At 44.6% G+C, this 16,770-nt stretch carries 17 protein-coding genes; 13 read left to right on the top strand and 4 right to left on the bottom strand.

Annotated features, from left to right (window positions below):
* The first annotated feature begins 1 nt into the window (after position 1).
* From P8F77_RS18165 to P8F77_RS18140, 6 genes are read left to right on the top strand one after another with little or no spacing between them, the layout of a single operon-like run.
* Positions 2–472: a PTS sugar transporter subunit IIA gene (locus tag P8F77_RS18165; protein WP_287519392.1), complete on the top strand. Its 471-nt coding sequence runs from the start codon at positions 2–4 to the stop codon at positions 470–472.
* Positions 473–499: 27 nt separating this feature from the next.
* On the top strand, positions 500–802 hold the full coding sequence (locus P8F77_RS18160) for a PTS sugar transporter subunit IIB (RefSeq protein WP_024729080.1): 303 nt from the start codon (positions 500–502) through the stop codon (positions 800–802).
* A gap of 27 nt (positions 803–829) precedes the next feature.
* Positions 830–2,257, top strand: coding sequence for a PTS transporter subunit IIC (locus P8F77_RS18155; protein WP_287519394.1), 1,428 nt, complete (start codon positions 830–832; stop codon positions 2,255–2,257).
* Between the two features lie 3 nt (positions 2,258–2,260).
* Positions 2,261–3,553, top strand: coding sequence for a sn-glycerol-1-phosphate dehydrogenase (locus P8F77_RS18150; protein WP_287519396.1), 1,293 nt, complete (start codon positions 2,261–2,263; stop codon positions 3,551–3,553).
* Positions 3,554–3,568: 15 nt separating this feature from the next.
* Complete coding sequence (locus P8F77_RS18145; RefSeq protein WP_287519398.1) at positions 3,569–4,264, top strand: L-ribulose-5-phosphate 4-epimerase; 696 nt, start codon at positions 3,569–3,571, stop codon at positions 4,262–4,264.
* A gap of 6 nt (positions 4,265–4,270) precedes the next feature.
* Positions 4,271–5,047, top strand: a complete 777-nt coding sequence (locus tag P8F77_RS18140; RefSeq protein WP_287519400.1) for an HAD-IIA family hydrolase — start codon at positions 4,271–4,273, stop codon at positions 5,045–5,047.
* 59 nt (positions 5,048–5,106) lie between these two features.
* Here P8F77_RS18140 and P8F77_RS18135 read toward each other — a convergent pair whose 3' ends face one another.
* From P8F77_RS18135 to P8F77_RS18125, 3 genes are all read right to left on the bottom strand, one after another.
* Positions 5,107–5,649 carry a Uma2 family endonuclease gene (locus P8F77_RS18135; protein WP_287519402.1) on the bottom strand — a complete coding sequence of 181 codons (543 nt, stop codon included), beginning with the start codon at positions 5,647–5,649 and terminating at the stop codon, positions 5,107–5,109.
* A 101-nt stretch (positions 5,650–5,750) separates the two neighbouring features.
* Positions 5,751–7,646 (bottom strand): ABC transporter ATP-binding protein, encoded by a 1,896-nt coding sequence (locus P8F77_RS18130; protein WP_287519404.1) that lies wholly within the window; start codon positions 7,644–7,646, stop codon positions 5,751–5,753.
* Positions 7,647–7,649: 3 nt separating this feature from the next.
* Complete coding sequence (locus P8F77_RS18125) at positions 7,650–9,383, bottom strand: ABC transporter ATP-binding protein (RefSeq protein WP_287519406.1); 1,734 nt, start codon at positions 9,381–9,383, stop codon at positions 7,650–7,652.
* A gap of 172 nt (positions 9,384–9,555) precedes the next feature.
* Between P8F77_RS18125 and P8F77_RS18120 the strand changes: the two genes are divergently transcribed.
* The 5 genes from P8F77_RS18120 (at position 9,556) to P8F77_RS18100 (ending at position 13,340) form a co-directional block, all read left to right on the top strand.
* Positions 9,556–10,089: a TetR/AcrR family transcriptional regulator gene (locus P8F77_RS18120; protein ID WP_024729088.1), complete on the top strand. Its 534-nt coding sequence runs from the start codon at positions 9,556–9,558 to the stop codon at positions 10,087–10,089.
* 102 nt (positions 10,090–10,191) lie between these two features.
* Positions 10,192–10,737 carry a 5-formyltetrahydrofolate cyclo-ligase gene (locus tag P8F77_RS18115; RefSeq protein ID WP_034550594.1) on the top strand — a complete coding sequence of 182 codons (546 nt, stop codon included), beginning with the start codon at positions 10,192–10,194 and terminating at the stop codon, positions 10,735–10,737.
* Between the two features lie 4 nt (positions 10,738–10,741).
* Positions 10,742–11,620, top strand: a complete 879-nt coding sequence (locus P8F77_RS18110) for an AraC family transcriptional regulator (protein ID WP_095142943.1) — start codon at positions 10,742–10,744, stop codon at positions 11,618–11,620.
* Complete coding sequence (locus P8F77_RS18105; protein WP_287519408.1) at positions 11,617–11,976, top strand: hypothetical protein; 360 nt, start codon at positions 11,617–11,619, stop codon at positions 11,974–11,976. The genes P8F77_RS18110 and P8F77_RS18105 overlap by 4 nt, the downstream gene beginning before the upstream one ends.
* Positions 11,977–12,098: 122 nt before the next feature.
* Entirely contained in the window at positions 12,099–13,340 is a 1,242-nt protein-coding gene (locus P8F77_RS18100; protein WP_302582943.1) for an IS256 family transposase, read from the top strand.
* 117 nt (positions 13,341–13,457) lie between these two features.
* Here the strand turns inward: P8F77_RS18100 and P8F77_RS18095 are convergent, their stop codons facing one another.
* Positions 13,458–14,357 (bottom strand): MerR family transcriptional regulator, encoded by a 900-nt coding sequence (locus P8F77_RS18095; protein ID WP_287520059.1) that lies wholly within the window; start codon positions 14,355–14,357, stop codon positions 13,458–13,460.
* Positions 14,358–14,653: 296 nt separating this feature from the next.
* On the opposite strand from P8F77_RS18095, the gene P8F77_RS18090 reads away from it, so the two are divergent.
* Both P8F77_RS18090 and P8F77_RS18085 read left to right on the top strand, forming a co-directional pair.
* A complete protein-coding gene (locus P8F77_RS18090) occupies positions 14,654–15,580 on the top strand; it encodes a TIM barrel protein (protein WP_024729092.1) in 927 nt (308 codons plus the stop codon).
* Positions 15,581–15,600: 20 nt separating this feature from the next.
* Positions 15,601–16,764, top strand: a complete 1,164-nt coding sequence (locus tag P8F77_RS18085) for a Gfo/Idh/MocA family oxidoreductase (RefSeq protein WP_287520062.1) — start codon at positions 15,601–15,603, stop codon at positions 16,762–16,764.
* Positions 16,765–16,770: the final 6 nt, after the last annotated feature.

Genomic DNA, 16,770 nt, shown 5'->3' with positions numbered 1-16,770 from the left:
CATGATTTGGGAAGATTTAAAAGAAGAACTGGTGCTCACAGGCCTGGATGCCGAAAGCTCCGGGGAAGTCTTTGAACGTCTGGGTAAGACATTGATAAAAGAAGGCTATTGTAAGGATTCCTATATTGACGCTCTGAAGGCAAGAGAAAAGGATTTTCCTACAGGAGTTAATATGGCAGGAATCGGGATCGCCATACCGCATACGGACAAAAGCCATGTGTATAAGGGCGCCGTGGCTATCGGAGTGTTAAAAAAGCCTGTGAAGTTTTATCAGATGGGCACCACAGATGAAGTTGTCATGGCAAGGCTCATCTTTATGCTCGCCGTGGACGATCCAGAGGAACATCTCGTATTTTTACAAAAAATACTGCAGGTACTGCAGGATCCAGAGACATTGAGAGGGTTGACTGAATGCAAGGCGAAACAGGACGTGATCCAAATAATTAAAGACAAAGAACAGTCACTTTCCTAAACAGGGAAAACCGAAAGGAGATATATTATGTCAGTTGTAAATATTTTATCCGTTTGCGGATCAGGAACCGTAACTTCATCCATGGTAGCAGCAAAGCTGAAAGAAAAATTAGGAGAGAGAGGATACTCTGTATCCACCACGGAGGCAAGACCTACCGAGGCTTTAAATTTAGCACAGTCAGGTAGATTTCATATCCTTGCCCATACCAGTCCGCTTCCGGACGGGGATTACGGCATCCCGACAGTCAATGCTTTCGCATGCATTACCGGTATGGGAGAGGAGGAATTTTTTGATCAGATTGTGGAGGCACTGAAGTCTGTCGGAAAGTAAAAAGAGAGTAAAACGGAGGAAATACATATGGAAGCAATTCTTACAACATTGAAAGCAATCATTGACAACTTCGGGTCGGCTATCATCGTACCATTTATTATTTTTATCATTGCATTAATATTTAAAGTAAAAGTTCAAAAAGCATTTTTATCGGCGCTCTATGCAGGAGTATCCCTGATGGGATTTACGCTGATTCTCGGAGCATTTACACCGATCATCACACCGATGGTTAAAAATATGTCCCAGGTTATGGCAGGTATCACGGGAGTCAACTTAAATACATTCGATGTGGGCTGGCAGGCAACATCAGTAGTTGCCTTTGCCACCAGTGCGGGAATGATTTATTTAGGCCTGGGTATTTTGCTGCAGACGATCCTGTTCCTTGTGAAGTGGACAAATATTTTTCAGCCGTCTGACCTTTGGAATAACTATTCCTATATTGTCTGGGGTGCCATGGTTATTTTCAAGACCCATAATTTTTTCCTCGGAATCGCATGTATGATTCTCTTGAATCTGTACAGCCTGCTCATATCCGAGCTGGTGGCAAAGCGGTGGTCCAAGTATTATAACTATCCGAATTGTACGATCATCGCCATGCACAACGTGGAACCGGCTATTTTTGCCATCTTGTTTGACCCGATCTTAAATAAACTCGGATTCAATAAATTAAAGCTGAACCCGAAATCCATAGAAAAGAAAATTGGTTTCCTCGGTGAGCCGATGACACTTGGATTTTTCCTTGGAATGTTTATCGGAATACTTGGAAGCGTAAATAAGCTCGGAACGATTGCTGGATGGGGTGATATCTTAGAAGCTGCCATTGCAACGAGTGCTGTCATGGCCCTCTTCCCTAAGATCGCCAGTATGTTTGCCCAGGCGTTTGCGCCGATCACAGAGGCCGCACGAAGATTTATGGGAAAAGCGGGAGACAGAGAATGGTACATTGCAGTCAATGACGCGGTAGGATACGGAGAACCTGCGACTCTTACAAGCGGACTTCTCCTGATCCCGATCATGATCGTGGTTTCCACCATTCTTCCGGGCAACCAGGTGCTGCCGGTCGTGGATCTGCTGGCAATTCCATACATGGTACAGGGTCTGGTAGCCGTGTATAAAGGAAATATGTCAAAGATTCTTGTGGCAGGAACCATCTGGTTCAGTTTAGGGCTTTTGATGTGTACCTACACAGCGCCGCTGTTCACACAGGTAGCCATGGCTGCAGGCTTTGCCATTCCGGCAGGAGCAGCTATGATCACCAGCTTTAACATTCTTGGAAAACCGATGCTTGGTTTCGTATTCCTCGCGTTCCTTTCCGGAAATCCGGTATTCATCGCCATCGCGGTGGCAGTTTATGCGGCAATGTTTGCAGTATTTAAATTAAAAAACAAGGAAATCGTAGCTTACTTAGACCGTCAGGCAGATAAAAATGAATCAGCAGAAGAGGCAGGGGTGTAGAGTATGAAAGTGGATGTAAAAGAATTTTTGAAACCGTGCAGCTGCGGCAGAAAACATGAGATCGTCGTGGACGATATAATCATAGAAAGCGGGGCAGTCTCAAAGCTCCCGGAAATCCTTTCAAGGGACGCATATAAGAAGTTCCAGAATATTGTCATGATCTGTGATGAAAATACTTATGAGGCAGCGGGAAAGACGGTGGAACGCCTTGTGCCGGGTCTGAAAAAGGCAGTTCTTGACCCAGCCAACCTTCACGCCAATGAACACGGCGTGGAGGCAGCCAAAAACCAGCTTGACCAGATCGGAGACGTGGATCTGATGATCGCCGTCGGATCAGGAACGATCCACGATATCACAAGATATCATGCCTATGAGAGAAAGATCCCGTTCTTCTCTGTACCTACAGCGGCCAGTGTGGACGGCTATGTGTCCACGGTGGCAGCTATGACATGGCATGGATTTAAAAAAAGCTTTACTGCCGTGTCACCGGTTGTGGTGATCGCGGACACTGATATCTTCAGCAAGGCGCCGATGCGTCTGACAGCTTCCGGGGTTGCAGATCTGCTTGGAAAATATACGGCTCTGGCAGACTGGAAGATCACACATATCCTGACCGGGGAATACATTTGTGAAGAAATATGTGAGATGGAGTACAAGGCGCTGGATGCGCTGACAAACAGTCTTTCCGGGCTGGCCAGGGGAGATGCCGGAGCCTATGAGGAGCTTATGTATGGGCTTCTGCTCTCAGGACTGGCTATGCAGATGACAGGAAACTCCCGGCCGGCCTCAGGGGCGGAGCATCATATGTCCCATCTGTGGGAGATGGAAGTGCTGAATGATTACATTGATTTTTACCACGGAGAAAAAGTGGGCGTGGGTCTGATCCTCGCTTCTAAGATCTATCACAAGGCAGCCCAGAAAATGCGCAGCGGGGCATTTACGGTAAAAGAATCCATGCCGGTGGAAGAAGAACTGATCAGAGTGAATTTTACAAAGCTCGGTATGTACGAGTCCATTATGGAGGAAAATACACCGAATCTTCTGGAAAAGGTTGATTCCCAAAAGCTTTTGGATAAAAAGAATGAGATCGCAGCTGTCATTGACGAGATTCCTTCTGCCGAGGCTCTTACGGAGATGCTCGCAAAGGTGGACGGGGTCAGATCCCTTGAGGATCTTGGTTTTGACGAGAGTTTTCAGGAAAAGACCGCAAGGCTGTCTCCTTATGTGAGAGCCAGGATTACCTTTATGAGGCTTCTCAAGTTCTATAGTTTTTATGAAGAAGTGATCAAGAATTAGGGAGGGTGAAAGGATATGCTGGAAAAATTAAAACATCAGGTTTATGAGGCAAATATGGAGCTTCCCGCAAAGGGACTGGTTACCTATACTTGGGGAAACGTAAGTGGCATCGACCGTGAAAAAGGGCTGTTTGCCATCAAGCCAAGCGGCATTGCCTATGAAGACCTGGAACCATCTGATATGGTTCTTATGAATTTAAACGGAGAGTGTGTGGAGGGAGATTATAAGCCTTCCTCCGACACACCGACCCATCTGGAACTCTATAAAGCATTTCCGCAGGTGGGAGGCATTGTCCACACCCACTCTGCTTGGGCAGCCTCCTGGGCGCAGGCAGGAAGGCCAATCCCATGTTACGGAACCACACATGCAGATTATTTTTATGGGGAGATCCCGTGTGCCAGAAGTCTGAGACCGGAAGAGATTGAAACGGAATATGAGAAAAATACAGGGCTAGTCATTGTCGAGACATTTCAGGGAATGAATCCAGCCTATGTTCCGGGAGTTCTCTGTACAAACCACGGACCGTTTGCCTGGGGAAAGGATGCAGAGGAGGCAGTACACAATGCTGTCGTGATGGAAGAGGTGGCAAAAATGGCTGCCAGGACAGAGCAGCTGAAGACAGAAGTGGGTGAGGCGCCCAAGACCATCCAGGATAAGCATTTTTTCCGGAAACACGGCCCCAATGCCTACTACGGAAACGCCGGAAAGTGAGGGGCTATGTTAGAAAATATCAAAGCTTTTGTCCTGGATATGGACGGAACGATTTATCTTGGAAATGAACTGTTTCCGTTTACGAAGGACTTTCTTTCCAGAGTGGAGGAGACAGGCAGAAAATTTTACTTCTTCACAAATAACTCTTCCAAGAGCCAGCAGGCCTATATTGAAAAGCTTTCCAATATGGGCATTGCTATCTCCAAAGAGCAGATGATGATTTCCAGCCATGTGATGATACGGTTTCTTTTGGAGAAGTATTCTGGAAAAAGTGTTTATGTTGTGGGGACACCGTCTCTGCTGAACGAATTCAGAAGCTTTGGGATACCTCTTGTGGAAGAAGATCCGGATATTGTTGTTCTAGGATTCGACACGACTCTGACCTATGAAAAGCTGTCCAGGGCCTGTCATTTTATCCGGAACGGCTGCATCTATTATGGAATCAATCCCGATTTAAACTGTCCCATGGAGGGAGGCACGTTTATCCCGGACTGCGGTTCCATGGCAAGGCTTGTGGAGGCTTCCACCGGACGATACCCGGAGTTCTTCGGAAAACCTTCAAAACATACATTAAATTATATGATTCAGGAGACTGGATACCGCCCGGATGAAATCGCCATTGTAGGCGACCGGCTGTATACAGACATAGCCGTGGCCGATCAAAGCCAAGTGACATCCATTCTTGTGTTAAGCGGTGAGAGTACCCTGAAAGATGTGGAGAATGGAGATATAAAACCAGATCTCATTGTGAAGGATTTAAGTGAGATAACGAGAGAACTGTAAAAAAGAAAAACACATTGGATGTTTTGTACGGAAATCCAATGTGTTTTTCTATTAGATTTTTATAGATTAAACTGGTGAAAATCTATGAGCAGATCCTCATATATTCCGACAGGCACGGATTCATTTAACGTATATTCATGGATATCTTCATGGAAGAGATCATGGACCGTGATTCTGTTTTTCTCAACATCAATAATCCAGTATTCCCGTACACCGGCAGTGCGGTATTTGAAAAGCTTAATACTGTAATCCATCCGTCTGCTGCTTAAGGAGACAACTTCGATGATCCAATCCGGAGCCCCATGGCAGCCTTTATCATCCAGTTTGTCTTTATCACAGATAACGGATAAATCAGGCTCCACATAATTTATATGATCATTTTCTAAAAAAACGGCAAATGGAGCAGGATATACTTCACAGGAACCATCGTGGCTGTCTATATAATTTGCAATTTTCTGATTGAGTTTACTTACAATTTTCTGATGATTTCTTGAAGGCGGAGACATATAGTAAATATGCCCGTTGATTAGTTCTGCTCTCGTACCGTCAGGAAGACCATAAATATCTTCTATTGTATAAAGTTTTTCTTTTACTAAGGGCATGGAAACACATCCTTTCATAAAGATTATGGGCAAAGCCAAAGCAAATATTCAATTTTATTATAATATGAGGATACCCTTAAAACAAGAGGATAAGGAATGATCTACTCCAGTTCAAAAGCACCGGTATACAACTGATAATATACTCCCTTTTGTGCAATGAGTTCATCATGGTCTCCGCGTTCAATGATACGTCCATGATCCAGGACCATGATAGCATCACTGTTTTTTACGGTGGACAGACGGTGTGCAATGACAAATACGGTCCGGCCCTTCATCAGATTATCCATTCCTTTCTGCACCAAAGCCTCTGTTCTAGTATCAATGGAAGAGGTAGCTTCATCCAAGATCATTGCCGGAGGATCAGCGACAGCGGCTCTTGCGATGGAGATCAGCTGCCGCTGTCCCTGTGAAAGGCTTGAGCCATTTCCCGTGAGGACAGTATCATACCCGTCCGGAAGCCTTGTGATAAAATCATCTGCATTGGCCAGTTTTGAAGCAGCAATACACTCTTCATCTGTGGCGTCCAGCTTTCCATAACGAATATTCTCCATCACCGTTCCGGTGAAAAGGTTCACATCCTGAAGCACTACACCAAGGGACCTTCTCAGATCCGGTTTGCAGATTTTATTAATGTTGATTCCGTCATAACGGATCTTTCCGTCAGGAATATCATAGAAGCGGTTGATGAGGTTTGTGATCGTAGTCTTACCCGCCCCGGTGGCTCCGACAAAAGCAATCTTCTGTCCTGGTTTTGCAAACAATGAGATGTCATGAAGGACCAGCTTCTCAGGTACATAGGAAAAATCTACTCCTTCCATCCGGATATCCCCTGTTAATTCTGTGTAGGTCAGGGTGCCCTGTTCTCTGTGGGGATGTTTCCATGCCCACATTCCTGTAGGGACAGAAGATTCCTTTAGTTCTCCGTTTTCATTTTTTGTCACATGAACAAGAGTGACATATCCGTGATCTTCTTCAATTTCTTCATCTAAAAGCTGAAAGATTCTTCCGGCTCCGGCAACTCCCATAGCGATCATAGAAATCTGCATAGAGGCCTGCCCGATAGTTTGTGACAGCTGCCTTGCCATACTTAAAAATGAAACAATAATACCGACCGTGATCGGACTTATGCCTGTCAGGCAGAAATTAGAGGCATGGAAGTAAACCAGCAGTCCGCCAACTACAGCCAACAGCACATACATGATATTTCCAATATTATTTAGGATCGGCATTAAGATATTGCCGTACTGGTTTGCCTTTTCCCCGTTGATAAATAACTGCTCATTCAGCGCAGTAAAAGTTTCCTTGCTTTCTTCTTCGTGACAAAAGACTTTTACTACCTTTTGCCCGTTCATCATCTCTTCTACAAAGCCTTCCTCTTTGGCCAGGGATTTCTGCTGAAGCATCATGTATCTGGAGCTGGCGCCTCCCAGCTGTTTGGTTACAGCAATCATGATTCCTAGAATGACCAGAACAGTAATCGTCAGCCACAGACTGTAGTAAAGCATCATGACAAACATAACGGCTACGGTCAGCATAGACTGTATCAGGGCCGGAAGGCTTTGTCCGATCAGCTGGCGGATCGCATCCGTATCATTGGTATAGGTACTCATAATATCCCCATGGGCATTGGTATCAAAATACTGGATAGGCAGCTTCTGCATATGCTTAAACATATCATCGCGCAGATTCCGCAGGGTACCCTGTGTCACAACGGCCATGATTCTGGTATACAGAAATGCACAGACAATGCCCGCCACATAAAATGCAGCCATAACACAGAGGATAGAGGTGAAGGTAACCCACACGCTGGACAAACCTCCAGTGATTCCCGGGGTGATACAATCATCAATCAGTCTCTGAAGAAAAAATGTAGATACCACTGAAGCGCAGGAACTGATTACGATACAAATCATTACAACGGTTAACTGAACCGGATAATAATGAAAAATATAGGCTATCAGCCTTCTAAAACTATGAATCTTCTTTTTTTCGTCCATCTATTACTCCTCCTTTCCGCTGTTCTGTGAAACATAGACATCATAGTATTCACCTTTCTGTTTCATGAGCTCCTGATGGCTTCCAGATTCTTTGATCCGGCCGCCCTCCATAATAAGAATTAAGTCAGCGTCTTCTATGGAAGAAACACGCTGTGCGATTATGATCTTTGTGGTATCAGGGATTTCTGTTCTCATGGCCTGCCGGATCAGGGCATCGGTCTTGGTGTCTACCGCTGAAGTAGAGTCATCCATGATCAGGATTTTCGGTTTTTTTAACAGTGCCCTGGCAATACAGAGACGTTGCTTCTGCCCGCCGGAAACGTTGGTTCCGCCCTGTTCTATGTAGGTGTCATACTGGTCCGGGAACTGGCTGATAAATTCATCTGCCTGGGCAAGCCTGCATACGTGTCTGAGTTCCTCGTCACTTGCATTCGAATCACCCCATCGAAGATTCTCCTTAATGGTTCCGGAGAATAAAATGTTCTTCTGCAGTACAACTGCCACTTCATTTCTCAACGCTTCGAGATCATATTCGCGTACATCTTTTCCGCCGACATACACGGTTCCCTCTGTGGCATCGTAAAGTCTTGAAATGAGCTGGATCAGACTTGTTTTGGAAGCGCCTGTTCCGCCCATGATCCCTATAGTAGCGCCAGACGGTATCATAAGGTCAATCTCAGATAGAGCTGCCTTTTTGCCGTGTTTGTTATATTTAAACGACACATGGTCAAACCGGATACTGCCGTCTTTCACTTCTGTAATACCATTTTCAGGAGATACCAGGCTGCTTTCGTGGGTGAGCACCTCACAGATACGATTGGCAGATTCTGCGGCCATGGAACATAAGACAAACACCATAGACAGCATCATGAGGGAGGACAGGATCTGAACGCCATAGTTGATAAGAGAAGAAAGCTGGCCCGTAGTTAATACACTTCCCTGTGTACTAATAATCATCCGGGCGCCGATCAGGCTAACCAGGAAGATGGCAAGGTAAATCCCAAACATCATGATCGGGTTATTCAGGGCGAGCAGTTTCTCCGCCTTTGTAAAATCATTGCAGACATCCTCCGACGCTTTTTGGAATTTTGCTTTCTCATAGTCTTCCCGGACAAAGGATTTTACAACTCTAATACCGGAGACGTTTTCCTGGACTGAATTATTTAATGCATCGTATTTGCGAAAAATTCGTTGAAAAACCGGAAAGGAAAACCAAGCGATTCCGAGAAGGGCCAGACCAATGACTGGGATCATGGCCAGGAAGATGAGAGACATTTTTACATTGATCGCCATGCTCATGATTACTGAAAAAATCATCATCAGCGGAGTCCTCACCGCAATACGGATGATCATCTGGTAAGCGTTTTGTACATTGGTGACATCGGTTGTAAGCCTGGTCACCAGGGAGGACGATGAGAACTTATCGATATCAGCAAAGCTAAAATCCTGTATTTTAAAATAAATATCCCTTCGCAGATTTTTTGCAAATCCGCAGGACGCTGTTGCCGCATATTTTCCGGACAGGATACCAAAAACAAGCGACATCATCGCCATGATAAATAAAGCAACTCCGTATTTTATGACCGGGTTCATGGAAGTTGCAGTCATTTCGTCAATCAGTTCTGCCATAACCAGAGGAAGGATACATTCCATGATAACTTCCAAGGTCACAAAAACCGGTGTTTTAATAGATTCTTTTCTATATTGCCTTATACTTTTTCCTAATGTTTGAATCATATAACATTTCTCCTTTACTTTTTTCTCTATACAAATTAATATAATAATCAACAATCGTCTATTATTCAATCAACGGTTCTTAAATATCGTTGATTAATCTACGGCATCGTACGATGTGTTCATTACCTTTCACAGATAGGAATACAGAACTTTTAGGAGGGATTCTGAAACCATGAAAAAACGGGAAGATTTAAGAGTTGTAAAAACAAAGGCAAATTTAAAAGGGGTCTTAAAGAAGCTTCTGAGAAAAAAGCCCATCCGCAAGATCACAGTGACGGAACTGGCCAGGGAGGCTGTGATCAATAAGGGAACGTTTTATTTGCATTATTCAGATATCTATGACTTATATGAAGAAGTGATCCTGGAGCACATAGAAGGAACTCTTGGAAACCTGGATTATTATATGGAGTTCTTTACAAACCCAAAGATGTTTGTGAAAAAGTTCTTGGAGGATTTTGATTTTGGACGTCTGGAAAAAACTTTTCCATATCTGCATGAAGACGAACATAAACTGCCGCTTCCATTGATCGTAACGAACACCCTGTCTGAAAGGTTAATGTCTACCGGACTTTTAGAGGATACAATGAAGAACAAAGTAAAGCTTACTGTTGCGATTTCCTGTATCACTGAGCCATTTATACAGATGAGAGAGGAAGCGGATTTAATCTGTGAGATCGCAGGTGAGGTGATCTCAAATATGTTTTAGTACCGGTCTGTATGGCTGGATGGAAAGATGATGGGCTTGTCCACTTTGTTTTCATATGCTATCCTTTTTGGTAAAGAAAGGTCAGACAGAGGTGTGGAGGATATGAAAGAAAAACAGTACATCCGTCAACAGATCAAACAAAAAACAGAGAAGTTATCCACAAGATATCTTCGGGATTCGGAAGAAGAGATTCAGAAACAGATCCTTATGCTGCCGGAATTTAAGAGGGCGGAGACTGTTTTCTGCTACATATCCGTGGGAAAGGAAGTATCCACAGAATTGATTTTAACAGAATGCTTCCGACAGGGAAAACGGGTGGGAGTGCCCTTGTGCACAGCTCCCGGAATCATGGAAGTAAGGCAGATCACCTGTATGGACCAGTTAGAACACGGCATCTACGGACTCATGGAGCCAAAAAGAAATACTCCCATTGTGGAGAAACGAGAGATTGACCTGGGGATTATTCCTTGTATCAGCGCAGACTTCTGTGGAAAACGTCTCGGACATGGAGCCGGGTATTATGACCGGTATCTAAGCGATACAGAATTTTTGAAGGTGGTTTTATGCAGAAAAGAGCTTCTGTGGGAGGAGATTCCTACAGACAGCTATGATGTGCCAATGGACCTTGTGGTCACGGAGAAGGGGTGAAACTTTGATTCGATTTGATATTAACCAGAATTTAAAAGAAGTTTTTGAGGACGGAAAGCTGCCAGCCATGGTATACATATCCAGACAGGAGAGCACCCCGGAGAAAATAAGCCGTCCGCTGCACAGCCATGAATCTATCTGTGAACTTTTGCTTGTATATAAGGGGACCGGAACCTATCAGGTAGGCACCAGTATTTATCCCATAGAAGAAGGCTGTATGGCTTATTATAACCAGGGAGACCTTCATGAGATCGCAACGGCTGAGAAGACCAACATCGGCCATTATTGTATCGGTATTACAAACCTTCACTTAAAGGAACTTAAGAAAAACCAGATGGTGCCGGAGGGAGGGCCCTATATCCGCCATGCAGGATCCCTGTTTCCGTTTTTAAAGATGATGTGTGATCAGATCTACATGATGGAAGAGCTGAATCCGGCAGGCCAGCTGGCATCGCAGCTTTTCTGCGCCTCCATGGTGGTCATTGCCAGCCAGCTGGATACATTTCCGCAGGCTATGGCCGCGGAGACGAGGGAGGAAGAGTTTATCTCAAGAATTCTGGATTATTTGAATGAACACTTCACGGAGGAATTAAATCTGGACAAGATCGCTGAGGACATGCACTGCTCTGCCACTTATGTCTCCCACGGCCTGAAAAAAGCCACGGGTATGACTCCCATCAATTATATTATCCGCAGGCGGATCGGCCTTGCCCAGACAATGCTGATCTCTACCGATCTCACGGCGACCCAGATCGCCACTATGGTGGGATACGACAACACCAATTACTTCAGCACACTGTTTACAAAGACCGTTGGTATGACGCCGATCCGGTACCGGAACATGTATCTGGAAAAGCTGAGGGGCAGGAGGGATCAGTCATGAGAGTGAAAAGAGCAGGAATCGTGGTAGTCTGCCTGTGTCTGATTTTAATTGCAGCCTGTCTGCCCAGGTATCTGGTCAACCAGACACCTGAGGTTGATGGAGGGATTATAAGAAACTGTAAATTTTATCTGTGGAAACAGTCTCCTATGAATTTTATCAAGCTGGATTTTAAGAAGGTCACGGTAAAGGAAGCAACAAAAGAAGATCAAGAACAGGCAGAGTCTGTTATAAAGGATACGAAAACTGTGGAAGGAGATCTGACCGTTCAAATTGGTGATACACAAGGGCACAATTTCAGAATACTTCTGATAGATTCTAATTCTAAAAAGGTAGTTGGACAGATAGCAATTAAATAATTTTAAGATTAGAATTACATGGGTTTTTTTCTTGAGATAAGAGTGTGTGAAACTTTTTCTGTAAAATAGAACTTAGAAGGTTCTTCTATGATAAAATAAAAATCATAGGAGGGCCTTTTATTATGGCAAGAGAAAAGAAACCAGTACACAAAGTACAAATGACGGAAGGGAAACGCAACATCATCCATCAGCTCCTGGAGGAATACCATATCCAAACAGCGGAAGATATTCAAGATGCCCTGAAAGATCTCCTTGGCGGAACCATCAAGGAAATGATGGAAGCGGAACTGGATGATCATCTGGGATATGCAAAATCAGAACGCTCCGACAATGAGAATTACCGGAATGGATACAAACCAAAACAGGTAAATAGCAGTTATGGTTCTATGCAGATCCCTGTGCCACAAGATCGGAAATCTACTTTCGAACCACAAGTGGTGAAAAAACGGCAGAAAGATATTTCTGATATTGACCAAAAGATCATTTCCATGTATGCAAAAGGGATGACGACCCGGCAGATATCAGAAACCATGGAGGAGATCTATGGCTTTGAAACCTCGGAAGGATTTATCTCTGATGTCACAGACAAGATCCTGCCCCAGATCGAAGACTGGCAAAACCGGCCGCTGGATGAGGTCTATCCAATCCTATATATTGATGCCATCCACTATTCTGTCCGTGACAATGGAATGATCCGTAAACTTGCCGCCTATGTCATTCTTGGGATCAATGCGGAAGGGAAGAAAGAGGTACTTACGATTCATGTTGGAGAGAATGAAAGCTCAAAATACTGGCTGTCTGTTTTGAATGAGCTGAAAAACCGGGGCGTAAAGGACATCCTTATCATCTGTGCGGATGGTCTTACAGGCATAAAGGAGGCCATTGCTGCTGCATTCCCCAAAACAGAATATCAGAGATGCATTGTCCACCAGGTGAGGAATACCTTAAAATATGTTCCAGATAAAGACAGGAAGGCGTTTGCAGCAGATTTAAAGACGATCTACCAGGCATCGGATGAAAAGAAGGCCCTTGCAGCCCTTGAACGTGTGACAGAGAAATGGACACCCAAATATCCGAATTCGATGAAACGCTGGAAGGACAACTGGGATGCTGTTTCTCCCATCTTCAAGTTTTCAGCAACCGTCAGGAAGGTGATATACACAACCAATGTCATAGAATCACTGAATTCCACCTATCGGAAGCTGAACCGCCAGAGAAGCGTATTCCCAAGTGATACGGCGCTGTTGAAAGCGCTGTATTTAGCGACATTTGAGGCTACAAAGAAATGGACGGTAACGATGCGCAACTGGGCACAAGTATATGGGGAGTTAAGCATCATGTACGAGGGACGACTTCCAGAGTAATTCAAAGACGGCCTAAAACGGGCGGATTTACCGCCTGCTGTTGACATGTTTTTTTGTAACTGTTATATATAAAGTAAGGGCGAAAAGCCTGTTTTTCAAGACTTTCGCCCTTCATTATCATAGAAGAATCTTATTTACAGACTTTTTTTCATAGTCTCTGAGATAATATTGTAATGCTTCCCCTATAAACTTTGAAGCTCCTTTACAGTACTGTTGATCCATAGCCTCGATCAGCTTTGGATTGTGGAGATATCCGTCAATCAGCTTATCATAGTAGTTCTCGCCCAGATCCATTGTAGGCTGGTCTTCTTCATCCAGCAGGTTTAACATCTGGCCGATGATATTCTGTACTTCTTCAGATTTGACATCCCTTGAAACGTCACTTGTCAGCTGCTCCATTAAGAGTTTGTTCTTTTCTACATATCCTTTTTCTTTGATCTTCTGCATCTTCTCCATATTCTCAGAGAAATGGCTTAGGCTCTCTTTCATGGCATCCGTGTATTTTTCAACACTGCCGTAATACTCCACCGCCGTTTGAGCGATGCTGGACTCATGATCCCTGGCTCTTTTTATAAATTCATCGAAGGCTTCGGTACTTCCCCAGTATTTCATAATCTCCTCTGTATTCTCTTTTTTAAACTGCTCCAATGCCTGGATATATTCACTTAAATCAAATTCTTTAAAACTCATATAGGTTTCTCCTTGTTCCAGTCTGCCAATCAGGTCTAACAGTCTGTTCAGCCTGTCTCGTTTTGCTTTTAGCAGTGTTTTTTGCCTGCTAAGAGCTTCTTTTTTATTAAAATTGGGATTTTCCATGATCCTTTTAATATCCTTCAGAGGAAATTCCAACTCCTTAAAAAGTAATATTTGCTGTAGAGTGTTTATGGATTCATCATCGTATAGTCTATAACCGGCGCCGGTGACCTTTGCGGGTTTTAATAAACCGATTTCATCATAATACTGTAAGGTCCGCACGCTGACGCCTGAAAGTACTGCAACTTCTTTTATGGTTCTCAAGACATCATCTCCAATCTGTTGTGTATCTTTGATTCTATCTTACATTATCACGTTACGTGAGAGTCAATGGTTTTTCATGTCTTTTTAAAAATCATTATATGAGTAATTTATGGGTACTTTGTTTGTGTCTTATACAAGATAGTGGAGTCCTTGTTCTCATTTCTAATATATTTCTTTGAAATGCCCCTGTTTTTGATCTCACAGCGAACAAAATAGTAAAGGCGGAGGACCTTTGTTTTCTCTAAAATAATAATTACAGAAAGCGATGCTGAACAAACAAAACAGGAGGTTTTAACATGAGTATGAATATCTGCGGAGCTCCTTGCTGCTGGGGCGTGGATGATGTAAAGAACCCTTATCTGCCGCCATGGCAGAGGGTACTTAAGGAGGCAGGCCAGGCGGGTTACCGGGCCATTGAGCTTGGACCTTACGGATATCTTCCGATTGATGTGGAGACAGTCTCTGAGGAGTTAAAAAAGAATGGATTAGCCATTGTGGCAGGGACGATCTTCGACGATCTGCTGAGTGAAGAAAACTATGAAAACGTATTGAGACAGACAGAAGAGATCTGTTCTCTGGTCACAAAGCTTCCGCCGCTTCCGGTACATGAGGGCCAGCATTTTGCTGCGCCTTATATGACCATCATGGACTGGGGTCATGATGAGAGGGATTATGCGGCCGGACATCCTGACAAAGCGCCGAGGCTTTCAGAAGAAAAATGGGCAGCGATGATGGGCCACATCAGGGGAATCTGTGAAAAAGCAAAAGAATACGGTGTGCGGCCGGTCATTCATCCTCACGCCGGAGGTTATATTGAGTTTGCAGATGAGATCGAAGCGGTGGTAAGGGACATTCCTTATGAGCTGGCAGGTCTCTGCCTGGATACAGGGCATCTTTATTACTCCGGCATGGATCCGGCAGAATGGCTGAAAAAGTATGCGGACCGCCTGGATTATGTCCACTTTAAAGATGTGGATGAAAAGGTATACCGGGAAGTTCTGGGAGAACATATCCGCTTTTTTGAGGGCTGTGGTAAAGGAGCCATGTGTCCCATAGGAAAAGGCGCACTGGACTACCCTGAGATCAAGCAGACCTTGGAGGATATCCAGTACAGCGGATATATCACCATAGAACAGGAACGTGATCCAAGAAATTCAGACACAAGCCTCCGGGACGTGAAGGCCAGTGTTACATATTTAAAAAGTGTAGGATATGAAATCTAATTCTGAAAAGGAGCAAAACTATGTATTACGGAGAAAAGAAAATTGAAAAACCGATCCGCTGGGCTATGGTAGGGGGAGGAAAGGGAAGCCAGATTGGCTATATCCACCGGTCTGCCGCAATGAGAGATTTTAATTTTGACCTGGTTGCAGGTGCCTTTGACATTGACCCGGAGAGGGGCAGAGAGTTTGGTAAGCAGCTTCATGTGGATGAGGACAGATGTTACCCAGATTATAAGACTATGTTTGCAAAGGAAGCTAAGCGCCAGGACGGGATCCACGCGGTCTCCATTGCAACTCCCAACGGAACACACTTTGAGATCACAAAGGCAGCCTTGCTTGCCGGGCTTCATGTTGTATGTGAAAAACCTCTCTGTTTTACAACCGAAGAGGCGGAGGAATTAGAGGCACTGGCCGCAAAACAAAATAAAATCGTAGGTGTTACTTACGGTTATGCGGGACATCAGGTCATCGAGGAGGCACGACAGCTGATCGCCGAAGGAAAGCTGGGAAAGATTCGTATTGTCAATATGCAGTTCTCCCATGGATTCCACAACGTGGCAGTCGAAAAAAATACAGCCTCCACAAAATGGCGGGTAGATCCAAAGGTTGCAGGACCGTCCTATGTGCTGGGTGATGTGGGAACCCATCCGCTGTACTTATCTGAAGTCATGCTTCCGGATATGAAGATCAAACGGCTGATGTGCAGCAGACAGTCCTTCGTCGAGTCCAGAAAACCTCTGGAGGACAACGCTATGACCATCATGGAATATGACAATGGTGCCGTGGGATACGTTTGGTCATGCTGTGTAAACTGCGGTTCCATGCATGGGCAGAAGATTCGTGTCATCGGTGAAAAGGCATCTATTGAGTGGTGGGATGAGCATCCGAACCAACTGACCTATGAAGTGCAGAATGAACCTGTACGTGTTCTGGAAAGAGGCATGGGATATCTGGCATCTTCTGCCCTGGAGGAAGACCGTATTGGGGCAGGGCATCCGGAAGGTTTGTTTGAGGCATGGAGTAACTTATACAGCCGCTTTGCGCAGGCCATGGACGCATGTGACAGAGGAGAGAACGTGGAGTTCTGGTATCCCAATGTACACGCAGGGGCAGAGGGCGTGCGCTGGGTAGAAAACTGTGTACAATCCGCAGATCAGGGCGCACAGTGGGTAGATTATAAGTAAGGAGCT

The sequence above is a fragment of the Anaerostipes sp. PC18 genome, assembly GCF_039789045.1.
GTDB classification, from domain to species: Bacteria; Bacillota; Clostridia; order Lachnospirales; family Lachnospiraceae; genus Anaerostipes; species Anaerostipes hominis.
The sequence above is the reverse complement of the archived record's forward strand: the minus strand, read 5'-3'. Positions and strand labels throughout refer to the sequence as shown.